The sequence below is a fragment of the Sphingomonas sp. BGYR3 genome, assembly GCF_025153455.1.
In the GTDB taxonomy this organism is placed as follows: Bacteria; Pseudomonadota; Alphaproteobacteria; order Sphingomonadales; family Sphingomonadaceae; genus Sphingomonas.
In genome coordinates, this window is the sequence record NZ_JANZNT010000001.1 from 288,077 (window position 1) to 310,902 (window position 22,826).

22 protein-coding genes and 1 tRNA gene are annotated in these 22,826 nt (G+C 65.6%); 10 read left to right on the forward strand and 13 right to left on the reverse strand.

Features of this window, described 5'->3' with window-relative positions; genetic code table 11:
• The first annotated feature begins 305 nt into the window (after positions 1-305).
• The gene (locus NYR55_RS01305; RefSeq protein ID WP_260019448.1) at positions 306-506 is read left to right on the forward strand and encodes an AlpA family transcriptional regulator; all 201 of its coding nucleotides are present in this window, start codon (positions 306-308) and stop codon (positions 504-506) included.
• 196 nt (positions 507-702) lie between these two features.
• Here NYR55_RS01305 and NYR55_RS01310 read toward each other — a convergent pair.
• The 9 genes from NYR55_RS01310 to NYR55_RS01350 all read right to left on the reverse strand — a co-directional run bounded on the left by NYR55_RS01310 (position 703) and on the right by NYR55_RS01350 (position 8,766).
• A tRNA-Glu gene (locus NYR55_RS01310) sits at positions 703-777 on the reverse strand.
• A gap of 72 nt (positions 778-849) precedes the next feature.
• On the reverse strand, positions 850-2,610 hold the full coding sequence (gene recJ, locus NYR55_RS01315; RefSeq protein WP_260019449.1) for a single-stranded-DNA-specific exonuclease RecJ: 1,761 nt from the start codon (positions 2,608-2,610) through the stop codon (positions 850-852).
• 57 nt (positions 2,611-2,667) lie between these two features.
• A complete protein-coding gene (locus NYR55_RS01320; RefSeq protein WP_260019450.1) occupies positions 2,668-3,621 on the reverse strand; it encodes a nitronate monooxygenase family protein in 954 nt (317 codons plus the stop codon).
• Positions 3,622-3,671: 50 nt separating this feature from the next.
• Positions 3,672-4,196: a gamma carbonic anhydrase family protein gene (locus NYR55_RS01325; RefSeq protein WP_260019451.1), complete on the reverse strand. Its 525-nt coding sequence runs from the start codon at positions 4,194-4,196 to the stop codon at positions 3,672-3,674.
• A 98-nt stretch (positions 4,197-4,294) separates the two neighbouring features.
• Complete coding sequence (locus NYR55_RS01330) at positions 4,295-5,674, reverse strand: 3-deoxy-7-phosphoheptulonate synthase class II (protein ID WP_260021516.1); 1,380 nt, start codon at positions 5,672-5,674, stop codon at positions 4,295-4,297.
• 358 nt (positions 5,675-6,032) lie between these two features.
• Entirely contained in the window at positions 6,033-6,701 is a 669-nt protein-coding gene (purQ, locus tag NYR55_RS01335; protein WP_260019452.1) for a phosphoribosylformylglycinamidine synthase subunit PurQ, read from the reverse strand.
• Positions 6,698-6,928, reverse strand: coding sequence for a phosphoribosylformylglycinamidine synthase subunit PurS (gene purS, locus NYR55_RS01340; RefSeq protein ID WP_260019453.1), 231 nt, complete (start codon positions 6,926-6,928; stop codon positions 6,698-6,700). The genes purQ and purS overlap by 4 nt, the downstream gene beginning before the upstream one ends.
• A gap of 79 nt (positions 6,929-7,007) precedes the next feature.
• Complete coding sequence (purC, locus tag NYR55_RS01345; protein WP_260019454.1) at positions 7,008-7,787, reverse strand: phosphoribosylaminoimidazolesuccinocarboxamide synthase; 780 nt, start codon at positions 7,785-7,787, stop codon at positions 7,008-7,010.
• 109 nt (positions 7,788-7,896) lie between these two features.
• A complete protein-coding gene (locus NYR55_RS01350) occupies positions 7,897-8,766 on the reverse strand; it encodes a DUF4349 domain-containing protein (protein WP_260019455.1) in 870 nt (289 codons plus the stop codon).
• A gap of 232 nt (positions 8,767-8,998) precedes the next feature.
• Here NYR55_RS01350 and NYR55_RS01355 point away from each other — a divergent pair, with 232 nt between their 5' ends.
• Positions 8,999-9,622 carry a superoxide dismutase gene (locus NYR55_RS01355; RefSeq protein WP_260019456.1) on the forward strand — a complete coding sequence of 208 codons (624 nt, stop codon included), beginning with the start codon at positions 8,999-9,001 and terminating at the stop codon, positions 9,620-9,622.
• Positions 9,623-9,683: 61 nt separating this feature from the next.
• Here the strand turns inward: NYR55_RS01355 and NYR55_RS01360 are convergent, their stop codons facing one another.
• The 3 genes from NYR55_RS01360 to mtaB are packed head-to-tail and all read right to left on the reverse strand — an operon-like array spanning position 9,684 to position 12,504.
• On the reverse strand, positions 9,684-10,313 hold the full coding sequence (locus NYR55_RS01360; protein WP_260019457.1) for a septation protein A: 630 nt from the start codon (positions 10,311-10,313) through the stop codon (positions 9,684-9,686).
• Positions 10,314-10,339: 26 nt separating this feature from the next.
• A complete protein-coding gene (ftsY, locus tag NYR55_RS01365) occupies positions 10,340-11,263 on the reverse strand; it encodes a signal recognition particle-docking protein FtsY (RefSeq protein ID WP_260019458.1) in 924 nt (307 codons plus the stop codon).
• Entirely contained in the window at positions 11,260-12,504 is a 1,245-nt protein-coding gene (gene mtaB, locus NYR55_RS01370) for a tRNA (N(6)-L-threonylcarbamoyladenosine(37)-C(2))-methylthiotransferase MtaB (protein ID WP_260019459.1), read from the reverse strand. The genes ftsY and mtaB overlap by 4 nt, the downstream gene beginning before the upstream one ends.
• On the opposite strand from mtaB, the gene NYR55_RS01375 reads away from it, so the two are divergent.
• A complete protein-coding gene (locus tag NYR55_RS01375; RefSeq protein WP_260019460.1) occupies positions 12,503-13,078 on the forward strand; it encodes a DUF924 family protein in 576 nt (191 codons plus the stop codon). The two genes, mtaB and NYR55_RS01375, sit on opposite strands and share 2 nt — an antisense overlap.
• On the opposite strand, the gene NYR55_RS01380 is transcribed toward NYR55_RS01375, so the two are convergent.
• Positions 13,053-14,672 carry an EAL domain-containing protein gene (locus NYR55_RS01380; RefSeq protein ID WP_260019461.1) on the reverse strand — a complete coding sequence of 540 codons (1,620 nt, stop codon included), beginning with the start codon at positions 14,670-14,672 and terminating at the stop codon, positions 13,053-13,055. The two genes, NYR55_RS01375 and NYR55_RS01380, sit on opposite strands and share 26 nt — an antisense overlap.
• A 242-nt stretch (positions 14,673-14,914) precedes the next feature.
• On the opposite strand from NYR55_RS01380, the gene ffh reads away from it, so the two are divergent.
• From ffh to NYR55_RS01415, 7 genes are all read left to right on the forward strand, one after another.
• Positions 14,915-16,399 (forward strand): signal recognition particle protein, encoded by a 1,485-nt coding sequence (gene ffh, locus NYR55_RS01385; protein WP_260019462.1) that lies wholly within the window; start codon positions 14,915-14,917, stop codon positions 16,397-16,399.
• Between the two features lie 27 nt (positions 16,400-16,426).
• On the forward strand, positions 16,427-16,897 hold the full coding sequence (rpsP, locus tag NYR55_RS01390; protein WP_260019463.1) for a 30S ribosomal protein S16: 471 nt from the start codon (positions 16,427-16,429) through the stop codon (positions 16,895-16,897).
• Positions 16,898-16,901: 4 nt separating this feature from the next.
• Positions 16,902-17,381, forward strand: a complete 480-nt coding sequence (gene rimM, locus NYR55_RS01395; protein WP_260019464.1) for a ribosome maturation factor RimM — start codon at positions 16,902-16,904, stop codon at positions 17,379-17,381.
• Positions 17,382-17,683: 302 nt separating this feature from the next.
• A complete protein-coding gene (locus tag NYR55_RS01400; protein ID WP_260019465.1) occupies positions 17,684-19,171 on the forward strand; it encodes a serine hydrolase domain-containing protein in 1,488 nt (495 codons plus the stop codon).
• A gap of 42 nt (positions 19,172-19,213) precedes the next feature.
• Positions 19,214-19,942 carry a tRNA (guanosine(37)-N1)-methyltransferase TrmD gene (trmD, locus tag NYR55_RS01405; protein ID WP_260019466.1) on the forward strand — a complete coding sequence of 243 codons (729 nt, stop codon included), beginning with the start codon at positions 19,214-19,216 and terminating at the stop codon, positions 19,940-19,942.
• Position 19,943: 1 nt separating this feature from the next.
• Positions 19,944-20,333, forward strand: a complete 390-nt coding sequence (gene rplS, locus NYR55_RS01410; protein WP_260019467.1) for a 50S ribosomal protein L19 — start codon at positions 19,944-19,946, stop codon at positions 20,331-20,333.
• Between the two features lie 262 nt (positions 20,334-20,595).
• Positions 20,596-22,821 (forward strand): S9 family peptidase, encoded by a 2,226-nt coding sequence (locus tag NYR55_RS01415; protein ID WP_260019468.1) that lies wholly within the window; start codon positions 20,596-20,598, stop codon positions 22,819-22,821.
• Positions 22,822-22,826 lie beyond the last annotated feature (5 nt).

Below are 22,826 nucleotides of genomic sequence, written 5' to 3' on the forward strand. Positions count from 1 at the left end.
ATGGCCGGGGGGCGGCAGGAGCAGGCCCGCAAGCCCCGCTGGCAAGGGCGGGGCTAGCAGCCAGCGACCGCCACCGGCATTCCGGCACAACAGACGCGGTTGCCATGAGGGCAGGGGACACCCGTTCCGGCTCGTGCTGACCAGCGGCAAAAATATTTGGTCGCAGTCCGGGAAGCACTGGCAAAGGCCAGGCAACGACCTGTCACCGCAGCGTAGAAACCGCAGAATCTCATCGAATTGACGGCCGCTCGCATCATCCAAAAGCTGCCCGGAACAGGGCATCACAACCATTGGATGATCAGCACATGACCCAGACCGCCCCCGACCGAATCCTTCGCCTGCCAAAGGTGCTTGAGCGCACTGGCCTGTCGCGGGCCACCCTTTACCGGAAGATCAGGAGAGGGACCTTCCCCAAACAGATCAAGATCGCGGAGCGCTGTTCGGGCTGGCGGGAATCGGCCATCAATGAATGGCTGCACAACCCGATCTATTGGGGGATGGATTAGGCCTGACCATCTGGGTCAATTCCAACAGATTGAGCGTCGAATCTCTGGAGCAACCCGTCGAGCCCGCGATGTCAAAATGCGTCAGAGCGGTCGACAATGACCCGTAGAAGCGCAAACAGACTGTGGGACGAAATGGCGGCTCGATATAGCCTGCGCGTACCAACACCACGCAAAACTGACACGTTTTGCTTGATTTTGGTGACCCCTACGGGAATCGAACCCGTGTTTCAGCCGTGAAAGGGCCGCGTCCTAACCGCTAGACGAAGGGGCCGTGTCGATGACGACGGAGGCGCTCACTATGCGAGGGGCGGGCGGGGGTCAAGCGGTCTTGCGAAATTTTCGTTCAATTGGCCCATGCCGCATCGTCCACGTGCAGTTCTGCGGCCGGTCGGCTGCCCCAATCGTCGGTTTTCGCCCGTCCTGCCAGCCATAGCCGCCGGTGCGTCGGCGCCCCCAGCAGTGCCTGACCCAGCGGAGTGTCCGCAGATCGGAACGCCATCGCCTTCAGGCTCGCGCCATCCTCGCCGCTGATGATCGCCCGGACATGGCCGTTGCCGACGACGTCGCACCGCACGATGCGCACGGGGCCGGTGGCCACGCGCGGCGCGGGCCAGCCCATGCCATAGGGGCCGGCGGCCTCCAGCGCATCGACCAGCGCTGGGTTCAGGCCGCGCGGCGAAACCATCGCATCGACCAGCAGCGCGCGCTCGCCCATCGCCCGTTCCACCGCCACCGCCAGCCGTTCGTGCAGGAAATCGGCCAGCGCCTGCACCTGATCGGCCGCGATGGTCACGCCCGCCGCCATGGCGTGCCCGCCGCCCGCGATCAGGATGCCCATATCCTTCGCCGCCAGGATGGCCGCGCCCAGGTCGACGCCCGCGATGCTGCGCCCCGACCCCTTGCCGATGCCCGATTCGTCCACCGCGATCACGATGACCGGCCGGTTCAGCTTTTCTTTCAGCCGCCCCGCGACGATCCCGATAACGCCGGGGTGCCATCCATTGCCCGCAATCACGGCAACCGCGCCGCTGCCGTGCCGGGCGGCCTCTGCCTCTGCACCTTCCTGAACCATCGCCTCGATCGCGCGACGTTCCTCGTTCAGCTGATTGAGCTCCTCCGCGATCCGGCGCGCCTCGGCCGGATCGGTGGTGGTCAACAGGCGCACGCCCAGGTCAGCCCGCCCGACGCGCCCGCCCGCATTGATTCGCGGCCCCAGGGCAAAGCCAAGGTCGGAACAGGTCGGCGCCCGCGTCAGCCGCGATGCCTCGATCAGCGCATTCAGGCCGATGTTGCGGCGACCGGCCATCACCTTCAGCCCCTGTGCCACGAAAGCTCGGTTGAGGCCGCGCAGCGCAGCGACATCGGCCACGGTGCCCAGCGCCACGATATCGAGCAGGTCCAGCAGGCGAGGCTCCGTCCGCCCGTTGAACCATCCCCGTGCGCGCAGAACGCGGACCAGCGCCGCACCCAGCAGGAACGCGACGCCGACCGCCGCCAGATGCCCGTGCGCCGCCCCTTCGCCCTCATCCAGCCGGTTGGGGTTCACCAGCGCATAGGCGGCGGGCAGCTCGGTCGCGCATTTGTGGTGATCGACCACGATCACCTCCGCCCCGGCATCGCGCGCCATGGCCAGGGCGTCGAACGCCTGTGCCCCGCAATCGACCGTGACGATCAGGTCCGCCCCTTCGCCCTTCAACCGGACCAGCGCCTCGCCCGACGGGCCATATCCTTCCATCAGCCGGTCGGGGATATAGGGGCGCGGGGCCAGCCCCAGATCGCGGAGCAGGCGGATCAGCAGCGCGGCCGATGTTGCGCCATCCACGTCGTAATCGCCGAACACCGCCACCTGTTCGCGCCGTTCGACCGCATCGGCCAGCCGCTCGGCGGCCCGGTCCATGTCGCGAAAGATGGAGGGGTCGGGCATGAACCCGCGAATCGACGGCGACTTGTGCGCCTCCACATCCTCGCGCACGCATCCCCGCGCCATCAGCAGGCGCGTGGTCAGATCGTCGGGCGAAAATCCCTGATCGGCCGCATTGGCCGGGGATCGCCAGCGCCACGGCTGGCCAAGGACAGAGGACTGGACGTTGCAGACAATGGACATGACCCCATGGTCTTTAGTCCCATGCCGGGTGCCCGCGCCAGTGGTCTTGCCGACTGGTCAGCCCGCGCACACCCGCGCCCGCGCCGCCTGATATTCCGCGGACAGCCGCGCAACCCGGTCCGCCACGCTTTCCACCGCCGTCACCGCGCCAATGCCCTGTCCGGAACCCCAGATGTCGCGCCATGCCTTTGCCGCGCCCCCGCCAAAGTTCATGGCGCTGGGGTCGCTTTCGGGCAGCGCATCGGGGTCCAGGCCCGCCGCAACGATCGACTGGCGCAGGTAATTGCCATGAACGCCGGTGAACAGGTTGGTGTACACGATGTCCGACGCCCGGCCGTCGACAATGCCTTGCTTATACGCCTCCACCGCATTGGCCTCAGTCGTGGCGATGAAGGGCGAACCGATATAGGCAAGGTCAGCGCCCGCCGCCTGTGCCGCCAGCACCGCGCCGCCATTGGCGATGGCACCGGACAGCGCAACCGGCCCGTCGAACCATTGCCGCACCTCCTGCGTAAAGGCGAAGGGGTTGAGCCGCCCGGCATGGCCGCCGGCACCCGTACAGACCAGGATCAGGCCATCCGCGCCCTTTTCCACCGCCTTGTGCGCGAACCGGTCGTCGATCACGTCGTGCAGCGTGATGCCGCCCCAGCCATGCACAGCGGTATTCAGCTCCTCGCGCGCGCCGAGCGATGTAATGACGATTGGCACCTTCCATTTGGCGCAGGTCATCAGATCCGCCTCCAGCCGGTCGTTTGACCGGTGGACGATCTGGTTGACCGCAAACGGCGCGGCGGGCGTATCGGGATGGTCCCGGTCCCATGCCGCCAGTTCCTCGGTAATCCGGTGCAGCCATTCGTCCAGCAGGCTTTGCGGCCGGGCGTTCAGCGCGGGAAACGACCCCACGATCCCCGCCTTGCACTGGGCGATGACCAGATCGGGGCCGGAAATGATGAACAGCGGCGAACCGATCACCGGAAGCCGCAAGCGAGCGAAGATCGAGGTAAGAGCCATCGGGCAAGGATAGCGCGCCGGATGGGGCTGTCGACTCCGTTACGGAATGGCTAATCCACCTGCGTCAGCGCCGCCGCATAATGCCGCGCGCGTGCAGCATAATGCGCGGCCGACGCGATCAGCCCGGCCCGCGCCGCATCGTCCAGCGTCCGCACGGGACGGGCAGGGGAACCGACGATCAGCGTGCCGGGTTCGAACCTCTTGCCCTCTGTCACCAGCGCGCCTGCGCCGACGATGCAATCATCCGGGATATGTGCGTTGTTCAGGACGATGGCGCCCATGCCGATCAGCACGCGGTTGCCGATCGTACAGCCGTGCAGCACGGCGTGGTGCCCGATGGTGCAATCCTGCCCGATGGTCAGCGGCGCGCCCGGATCGCTGTGCAGCATCGCGCCCTCCTGCACATTGCTGCGCGCGCCGATCAGGATGGGCGTATTGTCGCCGCGCGCCACCGCGCCGAACCAGAAACTCGCGCCATCGCCCAGCTGCACGTCCCCGATCAGGTCCGCACTCGGCGCAACCCAGGCATCCGTGCCCAGTACCGGGGCCTTTCCGTCAATGGCGTATAGCGGCATGGTTTCTCCAACCTTCGTCGTTGCGAGCGCAACGAGGCAATCCGGCGACAGGAACGGATTGCTTCACTACGCTCGCAATGACGATCAACACGACACGCTCAGGCAGCCCGCCGCCGCTGCCCCATTTCCTCGTTCAGCATCTCGGCCAGCAGGAACGCCAGCTCCAGGCTCTGTCCGGCGTTCAGGCGCGGGTCGCAATGGGTGTGGTACCGGTCGGCCAGCCCCTGTTCGGTGATCTCCACGCCGCCGCCCGTGCATTCGGTGACATTCTGTCCCGTCATCTCGGTGTGAATGCCGCCGGCATGGGTGCCTTCTGCCCGGTGGACCGCAAAAAAGCCGCGCACTTCGGCCAGGATGCGGTCGAACGGCCGCGTCTTGTATCCATTGGCGGCCTTGATGACGTTGCCGTGCATCGGATCGCAGCTCCACACGACCGGATGCCCCTCGCGCTTCACCGCGCGGACCAGCGCGGGCAGGGCGGCCTCGATCTTGTCATGACCATATCGGGTGATCAGCGTCATCCGCCCCGGCACCCGGCCGGGGTTCAACACGTCGAGCAGCCGCAGCAGCGCATCCGGCTCCAGGCTCGGTCCGCACTTCATGCCGATCGGATTGCCGATCCCGCGCAGGAACTCGACATGGGCCGATCCCTCGAACCGCGTCCGGTCGCCGATCCACAGCATGTGCGCGCTGGTGTCGTACCAGTCGCCGGTCAGCGAATCCTGCCGCGTCATCGCCTGTTCGTACGGGAGCAGCAGCGCCTCATGGCTGGTATAGAAACTGGTCGCCTTCAGCTGCGGTACGCTGTCCGAATCGATGCCGCACGCCGCCATGAATTCCAGCGCCTCGCCGATCCGGTCGGCCACGTCGCGATACCGCTCTGCCCAGGGGCTCTTGCCCATGAAATCGTGAGTCCAGCGATGCACCTGATGCAGATTGGCATAGCCGCCGCCGGCAAAGGCGCGCAGCAGATTGAGCGTCGCCGCCGATTGCGAATAGCCGCGGATCATCCGCTGCGGATCGGGGATCCGTGCTTCCGGGGTAAAGGCGATGTCGTTGACATTGTCGCCGCGATAGCTGGGCAATTCGACGCCATCGATCGTCTCGGTATTGGCCGAACGCGGCTTGGCGAACTGGCCCGCCATCCGCCCGACCTTCACCGTCGGCAGCTTGGACGCAAAGGTCAGCACGACCGCCATCTGCAGGATGACGCGGAACGTGTCGCGGATGTTGTTCGGATGAAACTCGGCAAAGCTTTCCGCGCAATCGCCGCCCTGCAACAGGAACGCCTTGCCCTCTGCCACGCGTGCCAGTTCGGCGGTCAGGTTGCGCGCCTCGCCTGCGAAGACCAGCGGCGGGAACGACGCGATCTGGGTCGTTGCCGCATTCAGCGCATCCGCATCGGGGTAAATCGGCATCTGCAGCGCCTGAAACGCATCGCCGGTCCAACTGTCCGGCGACCATGCCGCGCCGCTCATCGGCTCCGGGGCCAGCACGTACCAGTCCTGATGATGGGCAATGCCGTTTGCCGCGATCTGGTTGACGGTGGCCGCGTTCGCGCGCTTGCCATCCTCCTCCCACCCCTGAACGGTTGATCCGGGCGTGCCGAACCACGCGCCGAAAGCGGATCGGGAAAGGGCGCGCTCCTCGCGGAAGCGGCGGATTTTTTGGCCTGCAAGTGTCGTCATAGCCCGGCCCGTTTACCCGCACCGGGTAAACCGTGCAACAACTATTTCCCGATCAGGGTAAATCAACCGTCATCGCAAACAAGGCGAAGCAATCCACCCGGCCGCCACGGATCGCAGCGCCCCTGCGCCGCCCTCCATAAAGCGGTGCTCAGGCCCCGACCAGGCCCAGCATCCCTTCGAACAGCCGGCGACCATCGGTGCCGCCATGCGCCGCCTCGATCCGCCGTTCGGGGTGCGGCATCATGCCCAGCACGTTTCCGGCCGCGTTCAGCACGCCCGCAATCTGGCGCGCGGAACCGTTGACGTCCTCGGCATATCGGAATGCCACGCGGCCCTCGCCCTCGATCCGGTCCAGCGTCTCGGCATCGGCGAAGTAATTGCCGTCATGGTGCGCCACCGGAATGGTGATCCGCTCACCCGCCGAATAGCTGCCGGTGAACAGGTTCTGGCTGTTCTCGACGGTCAGCGCGACGTCGCGGCACACGAAATCCAGGCCTGCATTGCGCATCAGCGCGCCGGGCAGCAGGCCGGTTTCGGTCAGCACCTGAAATCCGTTGCACACGCCCAGCACGGGCACGCCGCGCGCCGCCGCCTCGATCACCGCCTGGATGACCGGCGACCGCGCGGCAATCGCGCCGCAGCGCAGATAATCGCCATAGGAAAAACCGCCGGGCAGGGCGATGACATCGGTACCGGCGGGCAATTCGCTCTCGCGGTGCCACACCATGTTCGGCTTGCGGCCCGTCACGGCCTCCAACGCCACCGCCATGTCGCGGTCGCAGTTGGAACCGGGAAAGACGATGACGGCGGCGGTCACAGCTTTTCCACCCGGTAATTTTCGATGACCGTGTTTGCCAGCAGCTTTTCGCACATGCCGGCAATCGCCTCGTCGCTGGTGCTGTCGGCGACTTCCAGTTCGAACAGCTTGCCGGCGCGCACATCGTCCACGCCCTCGAACCCCAGCGATCCCAGCGCGTGCTGGATCGCGCGACCCTGCGGGTCGAGCACGCCGTTCTTCAGCGTGACGATGATGCGAAGTTTCATGGGCAGGTCCCCGGCATTGTCGATTGAGTCGGTTTCACCCGGCCTATGGCGGGCCGGGGCCTGCCCCGCAACCCGCGCTTTACTTGCCCAGCTTCTTGCGATGGCTGTCCAGGTCGAGCACGTCGGAATCCGCACCCTCCGGCAACAGGCCAAGGCGGCGTGCAACCTCCTGATACGCTTCCACCTCGCCGCCCAGGTCGCGGCGGAACCGGTCCTTGTCCAGCTTTTCGCCGGTGGTCACGTCCCACAACCGGCACCCGTCCGGGCTGATCTCGTCGGCCAGGATGATGCGGCTGTAATCATTGTCCCAGATGCGGCCGAACTCCAGCTTGAAGTCGACCAGCCGGATGCCGATGCCGGCGAACAGCCCGGTCAGGAAATCGTTTACGCGAATGGCCATGTCGGCCATGTCGTGCAATTCCTCCTGCGCGGCCCATCCGAATGCCAGGATATGCTCGTCGGTGACCATCGGGTCGCCCAGCGCATCGTCCTTGTAATAATATTCGACGATCGTGCGGGGCAGTTGCTGCCCCTCCTCGATCCCCAGCCGCTTGGCCAGCGACCCGGCAACGACGTTGCGCACGACAACCTCGATCGGCACGATCTCGACCTGCCGGATCAGCTGTTCGCGCATGTTCAGCCGCCGGATGAAATGCGTCGGAATGCCGATGGAGCCGAGCAGCGTGAAGACGTGCTCGGAAATCCGGTTGTTCAGGACGCCCTTGCCGTTGATCGTGCCCTTTTTCTGGGCGTTGAAGGCGGTCGCATCGTCCTTGAAATACTGGATCAGGGTGCCGGGTTCCGGCCCTTCATACAGGATCTTGGCCTTGCCCTCATAAATCTGGCGGCGGCGTGCCATGGCGGGATATCCTTCAAAAACGATCGGCCCCGGCCCGAACGGATGCCATAGCAACCGCCAGAGCCGGGGCGTTTCACGGGCCTATACCGAAAGGGGGGCGGGGGCGCAATCAGCCGGGCGACCCCTCCTCTTCCTGCCGCCGCCGGACCCGCGGGCCAAGCCAGCGCCGCCATGCCAAAAAGGCCAGCCCGCCGATCACAAGCCATGGGAACAGATAGATCAGCGCCACGGCAAGACTGCGGATCGCCGCGCCAAAGGACGCCGCACTGTCGGCGATCGCATCGCTCATCCCGCCCTCCGGTGTTGCAGCAACGCCCGAGTAGCGCAGGGTAAAGGTCGAATAGGCGACCCTGCCGCGCAATTCGGCCAGCAGGCCGCGCGCCTGATCCAGTTCCTCCTGCGCCAGTGCCACGCTGCGCTCGGCCTCGACCAGTTCGGCGACCTTGCCCGTCCTCGTCCGCAGGATTTCGGTCAGCCGCGCGACCAGCAATTCGCGCTGCCGGATGCGGGCATCGGCATCGACCATGGCCTTGGACACATCCTCGGCCTCGACCTCGGTTTCCGCCATCCGCCCGCCGCCCGATGCAGCCGCCTGTTCCAGCGCGCGTGCAAAGGGCCGCGCGTCGCGGGTCGCCACACGCAGCGTCATCGCCGCCTCGGCCCGTTCTCCTTCGCCGTCGCTGCGGGTCATTCCGCTCAGCACGCACCGGGCTGGGCCAAGCCGGTCGCACAGCGCCAGATGGGCGTCCTGCACCTTTGCCACCGCACCGGCGGGAAGCCGGAACCCCAGCGAATAGACATAAGCGATCTTGGGCAGCGTGACGTCGATCGGCGCAGCACCCGTCGCGCTCGTTGCCGGTGCCTGTGCCGCTGGTTCGGCGACCTCCATCTTGCCGGACGGTTCGGCGCTTTCCGGTGCCCCACATCCTGCCATCGCCATGATCGCGACGGTCAATAACAGCAGTCGGCCGGTCCGCATGGCATCGCTCCTCCCCGGGAAGACAGGATATGACTATCTGCCCGATGGGAATTGGCAATCGCTATTTTCATCGGTCCCGTCGCGGCAAGCCGTTGCGCCCGGCCGCGTCCGGCCCGATATGCGCCGCGTGCCGAAACGATGCGCCGGCCGTGCAGGGGGGGCGTGCACCTCTTGTCCGACTGGCGCGTTGGAGCGGCGGAATGATCTGCCATCAGCGAAGAGGAGCGACGACATGGCCTATATCCTGCCCGAACTGCCCTATGCAAAGGACGCGCTGGCGCCGCATATGTCGGCGGAAACCTTTGAGTTCCATCATGGCAAGCATCACAATGCCTATGTCGTGAACGCCAACAAGCTGATTGCCGACATCCCCGAAGTGGCCGAGGCAAAGCTGTCCGACGCGATCCTGTTCGCCAAGGAAAAGGGCAACAAGGGCCTGTTCAACAACACGGCCCAGATCTGGAACCACAGCTTTTTCTGGCAGTGCCTGACCCCCGATTACGAAGCGCCCACCGGCAAGCTGGCCGACATGATCGCCGACGAATTCGGCTCGACCGAGGCGCTGGTCAGCAAGCTGGTTGCCGAAAGCGTCGGCCATTTCGCCAGCGGCTGGGGCTGGCTGGTGCTCGACGGCGACAAGCTCAAGGTCACGTCGCTGCACGATGCCGACACGCCGGTCGCGTATGACGGCATGAAGCCGCTGCTGACGATCGACGTGTGGGAACACGCCTATTATGTCGATTATCGCAACGCCCGCCCGGCCTATGTCGAGGCAGTGGCCAACAAGCTGATCAACTGGGCGTTCGTCGCTCAGAACCTCGATGGCGAAGGCGTCAGCCGCGCCGATCAGGGCTGATCGCTGCCCGATTGCGGGAAGGGGGCGCCGGTTCGTACCGGTGCCCCTTTTTCGTTGGGCCTCACCCCTCCGGCGGCACCGGCGGATCCTTGGCCGCCTCGCCTGCCTGAAGGCCGTTTTTCAGCAGCATGGGGATATTGGCCGCGGCAAAGATCAAGGTCAGCGGGATCGTGCCGAACAGCTTGAAGCTGACCCAGAAATCGGTCGATTGCGTCCGCCAGACCGCTTCGTTCACGCCAGCCATCACGATGAAAAACACCGCCCAGTTGATCGTCAGCTGACGCCATCCGCGCTCGGTCAGGCCGGGATACGCGCTTTCCAGCAACAGCTTGAGCAGCGGACGACCCGTCATCAGGCCATAGCCCAGCACGACCGCAAAGGTCAGATAGACCAGGGTCGGCTTCATCTTGATGAACGTCTCGTTCTGCAGCCACAGCGTCAGACCGCCCAGGATCAGGACAAGGCCGCCCGAAATCCACAGCATCGGCGACACATGGCGCGTCTTGATGAACGAAACCGTGATCGAAATGCCGGTCGCCACCATGAACGCCGCGGTCGCATAGAGCAGCCGCGCCAGCTCCGGTCCGCGCGTCAGGTTGTTGGCGGCGAAAAACACGATCAGCGGCCCGTAATCGATTGCCATGCGCAGCAGCGGCGAAATGGGTTCGCGGGCGGGGGGCGCGGTGTTCATCGGGGCGACAATCCTGGTTGGTCGGTTCAACGACTGATGCGTTCGACACCGGCGATGGCGCGGGCGACTTCATTGGCGTCGAATGCGCGCAAATCCTCCGCCGTCTCGCCAACGCCGATGGCGTGGATGGGCAGGCGGAACCGCTCCGCCGCCGCCACCAGCACGCCGCCGCGCGCCGTCCCGTCCAGCTTGGTCATCACCAGCCCGGTTACACCCGCCACGTCCTTGAACACCTCGATCTGCGACAGCGCGTTCTGGCCGGTGGTGGCATCCAGCACCAGCAGCACGTCATGCGGCGCATCGGGCAACTGCTTGCCGATCACGCGCTTCACCTTGGCCAGTTCGTCCATCAGCTCGCGGCGGTTCTGCAGCCGCCCGGCCGTGTCAATGATCAGCATGTCGACGCCCCGGTCGATCGCCTGACGCACGGCATCATGGGCCAGGCCCGCCGCATCGCCGCCCTCTGCCCCCGCCACGATGGGCACGCCCAGCCGCTCGGCCCAGGTTTTCAGCTGCCCGATGGCCGCCGCCCGGAACGTGTCGCCTGCGGCCAGCATCACGGAAAACCCCTGATCCTTCACCGTCTTGGCCAGCTTGGCGATCGTCGTCGTCTTGCCCGATCCGTTGACGCCGACCACCAGCACCACCTGAGGTTTCAGGCCGGTGCGAATGGGCAGGGGCTCGGCCACCGGCTCCAGCGCGCGCTGGATTTCCTCCGCCACGACCAGCCGGATGCCCAGTTCCTCCAGGTTGCGCTCATACTGCCCGTCGGCCAGCCGGGTGCGCACCCGCGCCGCGGTTTCCGGGCCGAGATCGGACGCGATCAGCGCCTCTTCGATTTCCTCCAGCCGATCCTCGTCCAGCCGGGCGGCGGACAGGCCGGCCAGGTTGCCGAGCAGACGGTCGGATGTCTTGCGAAAGCCGCCAAACAGGCGGTCTGACCAACTCATTCAGGGGTTCCGATCAAATGGGTGTCGGTGGCATCGGTTATGGTCACCGCTCCGATCTGTCCGATCGGCAGCGGAGAGGCAAGGCGGATTTCTGCGAAATTGCCGGCATGGCCCCGGTCGCCGGGCCGTTCGACCAGCAACGACTGGCGCGTCCCGATCTGCGAGCGCAGCCATGCCGCGCGGCGTTCGGCCGCGCGGGCGCGCAATGCGGCGGCCCGCTCGCGGATGATCGCGTGCGGCACCTGCGGCATCCGGGCGGCGGGCGTGCCGTCGCGCGGGCTGAACGGAAAGATATGGGCATGGACGATGTCGCAATCGTCGATCAGGGCCAGCGTATTGGCCGCCATGACGTCATCCTCGGTCGGGAACCCGGCGATCAGGTCCGCGCCGATCGCAATGTCCGGCCGCGCGGCCTTCAGCCGCTGAACGATCGCTACGGCCTGTGCCCGGCTGTGGCGGCGCTTCATCCGCTTCAGGATCATGTCGTCGCCCGCCTGGAACGACAGGTGGACGTGCGGCAACAGGCGCTGTTCCTGCGTCAACAGGGCGAACAGCCGGTCGTCGATCTCCACCGAATCCAGCGACGACAGGCGGAGCCGCTCGACGCGCGTATGCGTCAAAATCCGCTCGACCAGCGCGCCCAGCGTCGGGGACCCCGGCAGATCGGGGCCATAACTGGTCAGGTCGACGCCGGTCAGCACGACTTCGCGATACCCCTGATCGACCAGCGCGGCGATGCGATCGACCACGCCGCCTGCCGGCACCGACCGGCTGTTTCCCCGGCCATAGGGGATGATGCAGAAGGTACAGCGATGGTCGCAGCCATTCTGCACCTCCACGAACGCGCGGGCGTGTTCGGAAAAGCTGGCGGACAGGTGCGGCGCGGTGTCGCGCACCGCCATGATGTCCGAAACGCGCACGGCATCCGTCCCGGCCCAGGCGGCGGGCAGCAGCTTTTCGGCATTGCCGATCACCCGGTCCACCTCCGGCATCGCGGCGAAACTTGCCGGATCGACCTGCACCGCGCATCCGGTGACGACCAGTTCCGCGTCCGGCCTTGCCCGCCGCGCCCGGCGGATTGCGGCGCGGGTCGATTTCACCGCTTCGTTCGTCACGGCACAGCTGTTGACGACGATCATGTCACGGCCCGACACCATGGCACGGATCGTTTCGCTTTCCGCGATGTTGAGCCGACAGCCGAGACTGACGATCTCTGGCACAGGGGAGCCTTGGACGGACATGAGCGGCGACTTAGGGACAGTGGCGGATGAAGTCCACGCGGGCGCCCGCGTGGTGCTGGATTTCTGGTTGAATCAGCCAAAGGAACGGCATTTCGCGGTCGATCCGGTGCTCGACCGGGAAATTGCCGAACGCTTCGGTGCGCTGCGCGACCGTGTGCTGGCCAGCGAAGCGGCGGGCTGGCGTCACGATCGGGACGCGCTGCTCGCGGCGATCATCCTGCTCGATCAGTTTTCGCGCAACATCCATCGCGGGCGGGCAGAGGCATTTGCCGCCGACGATCTGGCGCTGGAACTGTGCCTGTCCGCGATCCGTCGCGGCTGGCATGCTCAGGAACGGGGCGTGCGGGCGACCTTCCTGCTGATGCCGCTGATGCACGCCGAACATCTTGTGCTGCAACGCTTCGCCATCGACTGTTTTCAGGCCGCCGGGCTGGAGGAACAGGTGCGATATGGTCAGGCGCATCTGGCTGTGATCGAACGGTTCGGCCGCTTCCCCTCGCGCAATGCGGCGCTGGGCAGGGCCAGCACGCCGGCGGAGGAAGCGTGGCTCAGCGGGCCTGATGCCGGGTGGTAGGCAGATTGCCGGGATGGACCGGCGTGTGGATCGCCGTGACGATCAGGTCCAGTTCGGCCAGCATCCGGCGAACCGCGCCTGCGGAAATCGGCATCCCGAACGTCCAGCCCTGACCCTTTGCCACGCCCAGCGCGCGCAGCCGCTCCAGGATCGTCTCATTCTCGATCCCCTCGGCCGTGATCGGCAGGTTCAGGCTCTCGCCCAGGCCGACGATGGCATTGACGATGGCGACCGAATCCAGGCTTTCGGTCAGCGACGTCACGAAACTCTTGTCGATCTTGATCCGGTCGAATGGCAGCGCGCGCAGATGCGCCAGCGATGAATAACCGGTCCCGAAATCATCCAGCGCCAGCCGGATCCGCTGGTTCTTCAGGCTGCCGACGATGGACTGCGCCAGCGCCAGATTGTCGAACAGCGCGGTTTCGGTGATCTCCACCTCCAGCCGCTCGGCCGGAAAGCCGGTTTCGGTCAGCACCTTGATGATCTTCTGCGCCAGCCACGCATCGCGCAGCTGCCACGGCGAAACATTGATCGACAGCGTCAGCGACGGGTCCCAGTCGCGCGCGGCCAGGCACGCCTGACGCATGATCGACATGGACAGGTCGGCGATCATCCCGGTTTCCTCGGCAATCGGAATGAACCGTTCCGGGCTGATCAGGCCGTGATGCGGATGTTCCCACCGCGCCAGCACCTCGAACCCGACCAGCTCGCCGGTGGCAAGGTCGCGCTGCTGCTCGAAATAAGGGACGATCTGCCCGGCGGGGATCGCATTGCGCAACCCGAGTTCCAGGTCGTTGCGGGCGTGCAGCTCCCGCTCCATCGACGTGTCGAACCACGCAAACCGGTTCCGCCCGGCCTTTTTCGCCGCATACATGGCGATATCGGCGCGGCGCAGGATCGCGTCCATGCTCCGGCAATCCACGTCCGACCGCGCGATGCCGATCGAACAGCTGACATGGCACACGATGCCATCGGCGTCGAACGGCTGCGCCATGCGGGTGACCAGCCGCTCCGCCACGCGCTCGACCGGCTGGGGATGATCGCCGTCGAACAGGAAACCGCAGGCGAATTCGTCGCCGCCCAGCCGCCCGGTCAGCGCGACGTGCGGCATCGCATCGCGGATTTCCGACGCCACCTGCCGTAACAGGGCATCGCCGACCGAATGGCCGTACATATCGTTGATCGTCTTGAAATGATCGAGGTCGAGCAGGATCAGCGCCATCGCCTTTTGCCGCCGCTCACCCTGGGTCAGCAGGTTCGCACCTTCCTCGGCCAGCGCCCGGCGGTTCAGAAACCCGGTCAGCGGATCGCGGCTGGCCAGCAGATGCGCGCGCTCCTCCGCCTCGGCCCGCACCTTCACCTCGCGCCGCAGCGCCGAATGCCGCCGCCATCCCAGCAGGATCAGCGCGACGTTCAGCATCAGTGCAATGGCCAGCGTCCGCTCCGTCGGGGCGGCATCGCGCAGATAATGGCCGATGGTGGACGTCAGCACTGAACTGCCGATGCCGACGAACAACAGGATCGCCGCCAGGCTGACCAGCGAGGATATCCAGCCGTTGCGCCGTGCGGCGCCGATCATGCTCTCAATATCCATCCGCCCCAGCGCCATGCGCGCAATGCCCCATTCAATCGATCAACGCCCGGTCATGGTGCAGCGCGGGTAACCATCGGGTTAATGCGCGCGGGACTTGCGTTTTTGTGCCGCCGGGCATAAGGAGCGTGCGACGTTTCAGCGAAACGGACATCTTTGCACACCCTGCGGGGTGACGCTGGCCGACGAGGTTTCGTCCGCCGGCGTTTCTTGCATTGACGCCCCGACGCTGGTCTGGAGTGATGATGTTCGAAAGTCTCAGCGATCGCCTTGGCGGTGTTTTCGATCGGCTGCGGGGCCGCGGTGCCCTGACCGAGGCGGACGTGCGCGCCGCGATGCGCGAGGTGCGCGTGGCGCTGCTGGAGGCGGACGTAGCGCTGCCGGTCGCCCGCGATTTCGTGGAAAAGGTGACCGAACAGGCGATCGGGCAACAGGTGCTGCGCTCGGTCACGCCGGGGCAACAGGTCGTCAAGATCGTCAATGACGCGCTTGTCGACATGCTGGGCGCGGATACGGCCGAACTGAACCTTGGCGTCACGCCGCCCGCCGTCGTGATGCTGGTCGGGCTTCAGGGGTCGGGCAAGACGACGACCACGGCCAAGCTGGCCAAGCTGATCAGCAAGACTGAGCGCAAGCGCGTGCTGATGGCGTCGCTCGACGTCAATCGCCCGGCGGCGCAGGAACAGCTGGCCGTTCTGGGCACGCAGACAGAGATCGCGACCCTGCCGATCGTGCCGGGGCAACAGCCGGTGGACATCGCCCGCCGCGCGCTTCAGGCGGCAAAGCTTCAGGGTTTCGACGTCCTGATGCTCGACACCGCGGGCCGCCTGCACGTCGATCAGGCGCTGATGGACGAAATGCGGGCGGTGTCGGACGTGGCCATGCCCGCCGAAACGCTGCTGGTCGTCGACAGCCTGACCGGTCAGGATGCGGTCAACGTCGCAGAGAATTTCTCGGCTCAGGTACCGCTGACCGGCGTGATCCTGACCCGGATGGACGGCGATGCCCGCGGCGGCGCTGCGCTGTCGATGCGCGCCGTTACCGGCAAGCCGATCAAGTTTGCCGGCATGGGCGAAAAGCTTGACCAGATCGAACCGTTCCATCCCAAGCGGGTGGCCGGGCGCATCCTGGGCATGGGCGATGTCGTGTCGCTGGTCGAAAAGGCCGCGGCCTCGATCGAACAGGAAGATGCCGAGCGCATGGCATCCCGGCTGGCCAAGGGTCAGTTCGACATGAACGACCTGCGCAGCCAGTTGTCGCAGATGCGCAAGATGGGCGGCCTTGGCGCGCTGGCCGGCATGATCCCCGGCCTGAAAAAGGCGCAGGCGCAGGTCGATCAGGTCGGCGGCGACAAGGTGCTGGTCCGCATGGACGCGATCATCGGATCGATGACGCCAAAGGAACGCGCCAAGCCGGAACTGCTGAACGCCAAACGCAAGATCCGCATTGCCAAGGGCGCGGGCGTGACGGTTCAGGACGTGAACAAGCTCATCAAGATGCATCAGGAGATGCAGACCGCGATGAAGCGCCTGAAAAAGATGGGCGGGCTCAAGGGGATGCTGGGCATGCTCGGCAAGGGCGGCATGGGCGGCGTCGGCAATGCGCTCGGCGGTCCGGACATGGGCGCGATGATGGACAAGATGGGCGGCGGGCTTCCCGGTCTGCCCGGCGGGCCGGGCGGGGGGAATATCCCGCCAGAGCTCGCACGGCTTTTGAACAAGAAGAAGTAACTGTTTCAGATAGAAGGACGAAGTTAAATGGCAATTTCCATGCGTTTGTCGCGCGGCGGCTCCAAGAAGCGGCCCTATTACCGGATCGTCATCGCTGACGCCCGTTCGCCCCGCGACGGCAAGTTCATCGAAAAGATCGGCACCTACAACCCGCTGCTCGCCAAGGATTCGCCGGAGCGCGTGAAGCTCGACGCCGATCGCGCCAAGCATTGGCTGGGCGTCGGCGCGCAGCCGACCGACCGCGTTGCCCGTTTCCTGGACGCCGCCGGCATCAAGGAGCGTGCGGCCCGCAGCAACCCGAAAAAGGCCGAGCCGGGCGAAAAGGCCAAGGAGCGCGCCGAAGAGCGTGCCGAAAAGCTGAAGGCCGCTGAAGAAGCCGCCGCCGCTGCCAAGGCGGAAGCCGAAGCCAAGGCCGCCGAACCCGAAGCCCCGGCCGAAGAAGCTGCGGCCGAAGAAGCCCCGGCTGCCGATGCCGCCGAGGAACAGGCCGAGGGCTGAACCCTTGCCTGCTGACCGCCCCGTCACTCTGGCCGTCATCATCGGCGCGCATGGCGTGACGGGCGAGGTCCGGTTAAAGGTGTTTGCCGATACGCTGGCCGGTTTCGCCAGCTTCAACGGCGGCGCACTGACGCTAAAGGCGCTGCGCGATGGCCCCAATGGCGCCATCGCCCGCTTTGCCGAGGTGCGCGACCGCAACACCGCAGAGGCGATGCGCGGCACGGAACTCACCGTGCCGCGCGCCGCTCTCCCCCCGCTGGGCGAGGGTGAATATTACCATGTCGACCTGATCGGCCTGCCCGTCGTCACCGACGATGGCGTCGCGGTCGGATCGGTGGTGGCAATCGACAATTTCGGCGCGGGCGACGTCATCGAAATCGAACGGCCCGACGCCAAACGCTTCATGGTCCCCATGACGCCCGCCGCCGTGCCGGACTGGAATGACGACCGGCTCGTGGTCAACACCGCCTGGATCGACGCCTGAACCCTCCCGGCGTTTCCGTCATTGCGAGCGCAGCGAGGCAATCCAGCATCCGCATCTGGCTTGGGTCCCATCGCTCGCAACGATGCTCAAGCTTCACGGACCTGCCTAAATCGGTGGGCCGGTTTCCGGGCCATTGCCGCTGGACTTTGCGCCGCGGGGCGCTTCGCTTTTCGCTTTCCTAACCGCCCGACTTCTGATTGGCTGCGGATATGCCGATTTCAGCCCTTTTCGCGCCCGACCGCCAGCGCCCGCCACGCATAAATCTTGGTCGATCTGTCAAAACTGTCACCCGGCTGACCCCCATGATGCTGCTTTTTTGGGCATCGGCAGCGACCGCACAGCAGGCGATCCCGGCGGACGCTGAAACGCAGATCCATGCCGCTTTCGACGCCTTTCAACAGGCAACGCCGGTGCCCGGCCTCGTGTATGGCGTCGTCCGCAACGGCAAGCTGGACCTGGTTTCGGCCGAAGGGGTGCAGCGGGTGGGCAGCCCGCGTGCCGTCGAAGCCGACACGCGGTTCCGCATTGCGTCCATGTCAAAGGCGTTCACGGCGCTCGCCATCCTGTCGCTGCGCGATGCGGGCAAGCTGCGGCTGGACGACCTTGCCGAAACCCATGTCCCGGAAATGAAGGGCTGGGCCTATCCCACCACCGATGCCCCGCGCATCCGCATCCGCGACCTGCTGGCCCACACCACGGGCATGGTGACCGACGATCCCTGGGGCGACCGGCAACAGGTGCTGGGCGAGGGGGACTTTACCGCCATGATCGCCCGCGGTGTCCCGTTCAGCCGTACCCCGCAATTGGCGCATGAATATTCCAACTATGGCTATGCGCTGCTCGGCCGGATCATCACCAACGCGTCGGGCAAGCCGTATCAGCGCTATATCCGCGACACGATCCTGACGCCGCTCGGCATGAACCAGTCGGGGTACGAAATCGCCGATGTCCCGCCGGAAAAGCTGGCCGTCGGCTATCGCTGGGAAAATGACCGCTGGGTCGCCGAACCGTCGATGCGCGATGGTGCATTCGGTGCGATGGGCGGGTTGCACACCACCGCCATCGATTATGCCAAATGGTTGTCCTTCCTTCTGTCCGCCTGGCCGGAACGGGATGGCGCAGAAACCGGCCCGGTCCGCCGCTCGACGGTGCGCGAAATGGCGCAGGGGCTGAACTTCGTCCGCATCGCACCCCGACCGGGACAGGGGGCCGACGACCGCTGCGTCCACGCCATCGCTTATGGCATGGGGATGCGCACCACACCCGATTGCGACCTTGGCCTGACGCTCAGCCATGGCGGGGGCTATCCCGGCTATGGCAGTTTCGTCGTACTGGCTCCCGAACGCGGGGTCGCCGCCTTCGCCTTTGCCAGCCGCACCTATCAGGCGCCGGCCGTCGCCGTCTGGCAAAGCCTCTATGCGCTGGCCCGCAACGGTGCCGCCCCGCCAAGGCCGCCGGTGGAAGCGCCGCACCTTGCCGGGTTCGTCGATGCCGCCCGCGCCGCCTATGCGGCCGGCACCTTGAAGCCGCTTGAGGGCAAGCTGGCGATGAACTTCCTGATGGATCGGTCGGCGGACAACTGGGCGCTGGAACTGGCGCGGCTGAAACGACAGCTCGGCGCTTGCACCAGCGCCGAACCGCTGGCGGTGCAGACGCGGATGCAGGCCAGTTTCCGCTGGAATTGCGAACGCGGCCTGCTGGATGGCCAGGTGCTGCTTGCGCCCACCGATCCGCTGACCATCCAGGCACTCCGGTTCCAGCCACAGCTGCGCCAGATCAGCCAGCCTTGAGGCCGGTTGGCGTTCCGGCCGGACTGACACTAAGGGGCTGGCATGACGTTCCGCGCCACCATCCTGACCCTTTACCCCGACATGTTTCCGGGGCCGCTTGGCCATTCCATCGCCGGACGGGCGCTGGCGGACGGGAAATGGGCGCTGGAAACCGTTCAGATCCGGGATTTTGCGACGGATAAGCACCGAACCGTCGACGACACGCCGGCCGGGGGCGGGGCGGGCATGGTGCTGAAGGCGGACGTGCTTGCCGCCGCCTGTGACAGTGTCGGCTATGACCGCCCGATGCTGGCCATGTCTCCCCGCGGTCGCCCGCTGACCCAGGCCAGCGTCCGCGAACTCGCCGCCGGGCCGGGCGTGTCGATCCTCTGCGGCCGGTTCGAGGGATTTGACGAACGCCTGTTCGATGCCCGGCCGATCGAACCGGTCAGCATCGGCGACTATGTACTTTCCGGCGGGGAAATGGGCGCTCTGGTCACGCTGGACGCTTGCATTCGGCTCATTCCCGGCGTAATGGGCGCGACCCAAAGCGGGGATGAGGAAAGCTTCGAAAGCGGCCTTCTTGAATACCCGCATTATACCCGGCCCGTCGAATGGGAAGGGCGCACGATCCCCGAAGTGCTGCGATCGGGGGATCATGCGAGGATTTCGGCATGGCGAAAGTCGATGGCCGAAACCGATACACGGCTAAGGCGGCCGGACCTGTGGGAGCGCCATGAGGGCGCTCGGGTCCAGTCGCCCTCTGGCGCGCGGCGACAGAAGGAAGAATGAGATGAACCTCATCCAGCAGATCGAAGCCGAGAACATCGCCAAGTTCAACGAAGCGAAGAAGATCCCCGATTTCCGCCCCGGCGACACCTTGCGCGTTGGCGTGAAGGTGGTCGAAGGCGAGCGTACCCGCGTTCAGAACTTTGAAGGCGTCTGCATCGCCCGCTCGAACAAGGGCATGGGCAGCAACTTCACCGTCCGCAAGATTTCGTTCGGTGAGGGTGTCGAGCGCGTCTTCCCGCTCTATTCGCCCAACGTCGACAGCATCGAAGTCGTCCGTCGCGGCGTCGTGCGTCGTGCCAAGCTCTATTATCTGCGCGGCCGCACCGGCAAGTCGGCTCGTATCGCCGAACGCCGCGATCCGCGCCCGACGGAAACCGCTGCCGCCGAATAATCGGCTGGCCGGACCGGTTGGCAAACAGAAAGGCGTCCGACCCTGTCGGGCGCCTTTCTTGCCTACAGCGCCTGTGATGCGCCATGCTGCTCCGCAGAAATCCCTGCGCACCGCCGATCTGCCGGTTCGGGTTGCCTTTGGCCCTGAATTGTCGTTTTGAATGCGCCGGTATCCGCCGTCGGTGCAGGGATGATTTTGGAGAGTAACAAGGATGGGCAAATGGGCCGTCGCGATCGCCGCTCTATCGCTGGGAACTGCCGCCATGGCTATTGAGCCGCAGGCCACCCCGGCTCAGCCGCAAGCGACCCCTGCCGACCCGCAAGCGCCCGCCGACCTGACCCTGAAACGCGTCTTTGCCTCCCCCGACCTCAATGGCAGTTCCCCGCGCGCCGCGCGCCTGTCGCCCGATGGCAAATGGCTGACGCTGCTGCGCAATCGCTCGGAAGAGCGGGATCGCTATGACCTTTGGGCCATGGATACCGGCAGCGGCCAATGGCGGATGCTGGTCGATTCCGCCAAGCTGTCGAGCGGTGGCGAACTGTCCGAGGCGGAAAAGATGCAGCGCGAGCGTGCCCGCATCGGCGGCACCCGCGGTATCGTCGCCTATGATTGGGCGCCGGACGGCAAGTCGATCCTCGTGCCGCTGGATGGCGAGCTGTATCGCGCCGGGCTGGATGGAACCTCTGAAAAGCTGCCCGCCGGCACGGGTCCGAAACTCAACCCGGAAATCAGCCCGCGCGGCTCTGTGGTCAGCTATATCCAGAACGGACGTCTGATGCTGCTGGATCAGGCGAGCGGCAAGGCGGTGGCGGCAACACCGGAGGAATCCAGCGAGACGGTTCACTGGGGCGAGGCGGAGTTCGTCGCGCAGGAGGAAATGGACCGGACCCAGGGCTATTGGTGGTCGCCCGATGACAGCATGATCGCGGTCGAACGATTTGACGAGGCGCCCGTCGCCGTCGTCAGCCGCGCCGCGATCGGTGCAGACGGCACCCGCGTCTATGACCAACGCTATCCAAAGGCGGGCACCGACAATGTGCTGGTCGACCTCTATGTCCTGCATGACGGCGGAAAGCGCCGGGTAAAGGTCGATCTGGGCGAAAACCGCGACATCTATCTGGCGCGGGTCGACTGGGCACCCGATGGCAAGACGCTGTACGTCCAGCGGCAGAGCCGCGACCAGAAGGTGCTGGATATGCTGGCGGTCGATCCGCAGACCGGCGCTGCAAGCATACTGTTTACGGAAAAGGCGGGCGAGCGCAGCTGGGTCAACCTGTCCAACGCCTATCGCTTTCTGAAGGACGGAACGCTTGTATGGTGGTCGGAACGGGATGGTCACGGCCATCTGTACCGCTTTGACCGGGGACAGTGGAAACAGCTGACCCGCGGTGACTGGGAAGTATCCGGTCTGGTCGGCATTGACGAACGGGCGGGCCGGATCGTGTTTTCCGGCAACAAGGATGGCGTGCTGGAACGGCACCTCTACACGGTGCCGCTGGCCGGCTGCGAACCCGTGCGGCTGACCGAAGCGGGCTGGTGGCATGGCGCGTCGGGCAATGGCGATGCCAGCCGGATGATCGTCACCCGATCCAACCCGGATCAGCCGCCGCAGACCTGGCTGGCCGATGCCAATGGCAAGCGCATTGCGTGGGTCAATGAAAACGCGCTGGATGCGGCGCATCCCTATTTCCCCTATGTCGCAAGCCACCGGCCCAAGCGGTTCGGCACGCTGAAGGCGGCCGACGGCACTACGCTGCACTGGGAAATGGTCACGCCGGTGCTGGAACCGGGCAAGCGGTATCCGGTGTTCTTTCAGCATTATGGCGGCCCGCACAGCCAGACGGTGGCGCGGCAATGGTCGGGCGCGCTGCAGCAGTTCCTGGTGAAGCGCGGCTATATCTTTTTCCAGATCGACAATCGCGGCGCGGCCAATCGGGGCAAGGCGTTCGAGGATCACCTGTATCAGGCGATGGGCAGCGTCGAGGTGCAGGATCAGCTGACCGCCGCGCAATGGCTGAAGACTCAGGCATTCGTCGATCCGGACGCCATCGTCACCTATGGCTGGTCCTATGGCGGCTATATGACGCTGAAGATGCTGGAGGCGGGACAGGGCGTTTTCGCCGGCGGCATTTCGGGTGCGCCGGTCAGCAAGTGGGAACTGTACGACACCCATTATACCGAACGGTACATGGGCGACCCGCGACAGGTGGCAGAGGCGTACAAGACGTCGAACACGGTGGTGAATGCGGGCAAGATCGCCGATCCGCTGCTGCTGATCCACGGCATGGCCGACGACAATGTCGTGCTGGACCATTCCACGGTGATGATGGCAGAGATGCAGAAGGCGGCAGTGCCGTTTGAACTGATGCTCTATCCGGGTCAGACGCACCGCGTTGCGGGGCCGGGGATCAGCGAGCATTTGTGGACGACCATTCTGGATTTTGCCGATCGGGTAACGGGCCGCGCCGCTGCCAAACAGCCGGAGTGATCCAC

Excerpts from the sequence above, each read along its gene's own strand:
- NYR55_RS01305 (WP_260019448.1), top strand. The coding sequence starts at position 306 with ATGACCCAGACCGCCCCCGACCGAATCCTTCGCCTGCCAAAGGTGCTT.
- recJ (WP_260019449.1), bottom strand. The coding sequence starts at position 2,610 with ATGTCCATTGTCTGCAACGTCCAGTCCTCTGTCCTTGGCCAGCCGTGG.
- NYR55_RS01320 (WP_260019450.1), bottom strand. The coding sequence starts at position 3,621 with ATGGCTCTTACCTCGATCTTCGCTCGCTTGCGGCTTCCGGTGATCGGT.
- NYR55_RS01325 (WP_260019451.1), bottom strand. The coding sequence starts at position 4,196 with ATGCCGCTATACGCCATTGACGGAAAGGCCCCGGTACTGGGCACGGAT.
- NYR55_RS01330 (WP_260021516.1), bottom strand. The coding sequence starts at position 5,674 with ATGAGCGGCGCGGCATGGTCGCCGGACAGTTGGACCGGCGATGCGTTT.
- purS (WP_260019453.1), bottom strand. The coding sequence starts at position 6,928 with ATGAAACTTCGCATCATCGTCACGCTGAAGAACGGCGTGCTCGACCCG.
- purC (WP_260019454.1), bottom strand. The coding sequence starts at position 7,787 with ATGGCACGCCGCCGCCAGATTTATGAGGGCAAGGCCAAGATCCTGTAT.
- NYR55_RS01350 (WP_260019455.1), bottom strand. The coding sequence starts at position 8,766 with ATGCGGACCGGCCGACTGCTGTTATTGACCGTCGCGATCATGGCGATG.
- NYR55_RS01355 (WP_260019456.1), top strand. The coding sequence starts at position 8,999 with ATGGCCTATATCCTGCCCGAACTGCCCTATGCAAAGGACGCGCTGGCG.
- NYR55_RS01360 (WP_260019457.1), bottom strand. The coding sequence starts at position 10,313 with ATGAACACCGCGCCCCCCGCCCGCGAACCCATTTCGCCGCTGCTGCGC.
- ftsY (WP_260019458.1), bottom strand. The coding sequence starts at position 11,263 with ATGAGTTGGTCAGACCGCCTGTTTGGCGGCTTTCGCAAGACATCCGAC.
- NYR55_RS01375 (WP_260019460.1), top strand. The coding sequence starts at position 12,503 with ATGAGCGGCGACTTAGGGACAGTGGCGGATGAAGTCCACGCGGGCGCC.
- mtaB (WP_260019459.1), bottom strand. The coding sequence starts at position 12,504 with ATGTCCGTCCAAGGCTCCCCTGTGCCAGAGATCGTCAGTCTCGGCTGT.
- NYR55_RS01380 (WP_260019461.1), bottom strand. The coding sequence starts at position 14,672 with ATGGATATTGAGAGCATGATCGGCGCCGCACGGCGCAACGGCTGGATA.
- ffh (WP_260019462.1), top strand. The coding sequence starts at position 14,915 with ATGTTCGAAAGTCTCAGCGATCGCCTTGGCGGTGTTTTCGATCGGCTG.
- rpsP (WP_260019463.1), top strand. The coding sequence starts at position 16,427 with ATGGCAATTTCCATGCGTTTGTCGCGCGGCGGCTCCAAGAAGCGGCCC.
- NYR55_RS01400 (WP_260019465.1), top strand. The coding sequence starts at position 17,684 with ATGATGCTGCTTTTTTGGGCATCGGCAGCGACCGCACAGCAGGCGATC.
- trmD (WP_260019466.1), top strand. The coding sequence starts at position 19,214 with ATGACGTTCCGCGCCACCATCCTGACCCTTTACCCCGACATGTTTCCG.
- rplS (WP_260019467.1), top strand. The coding sequence starts at position 19,944 with ATGAACCTCATCCAGCAGATCGAAGCCGAGAACATCGCCAAGTTCAAC.
- NYR55_RS01415 (WP_260019468.1), top strand. The coding sequence starts at position 20,596 with ATGGCTATTGAGCCGCAGGCCACCCCGGCTCAGCCGCAAGCGACCCCT.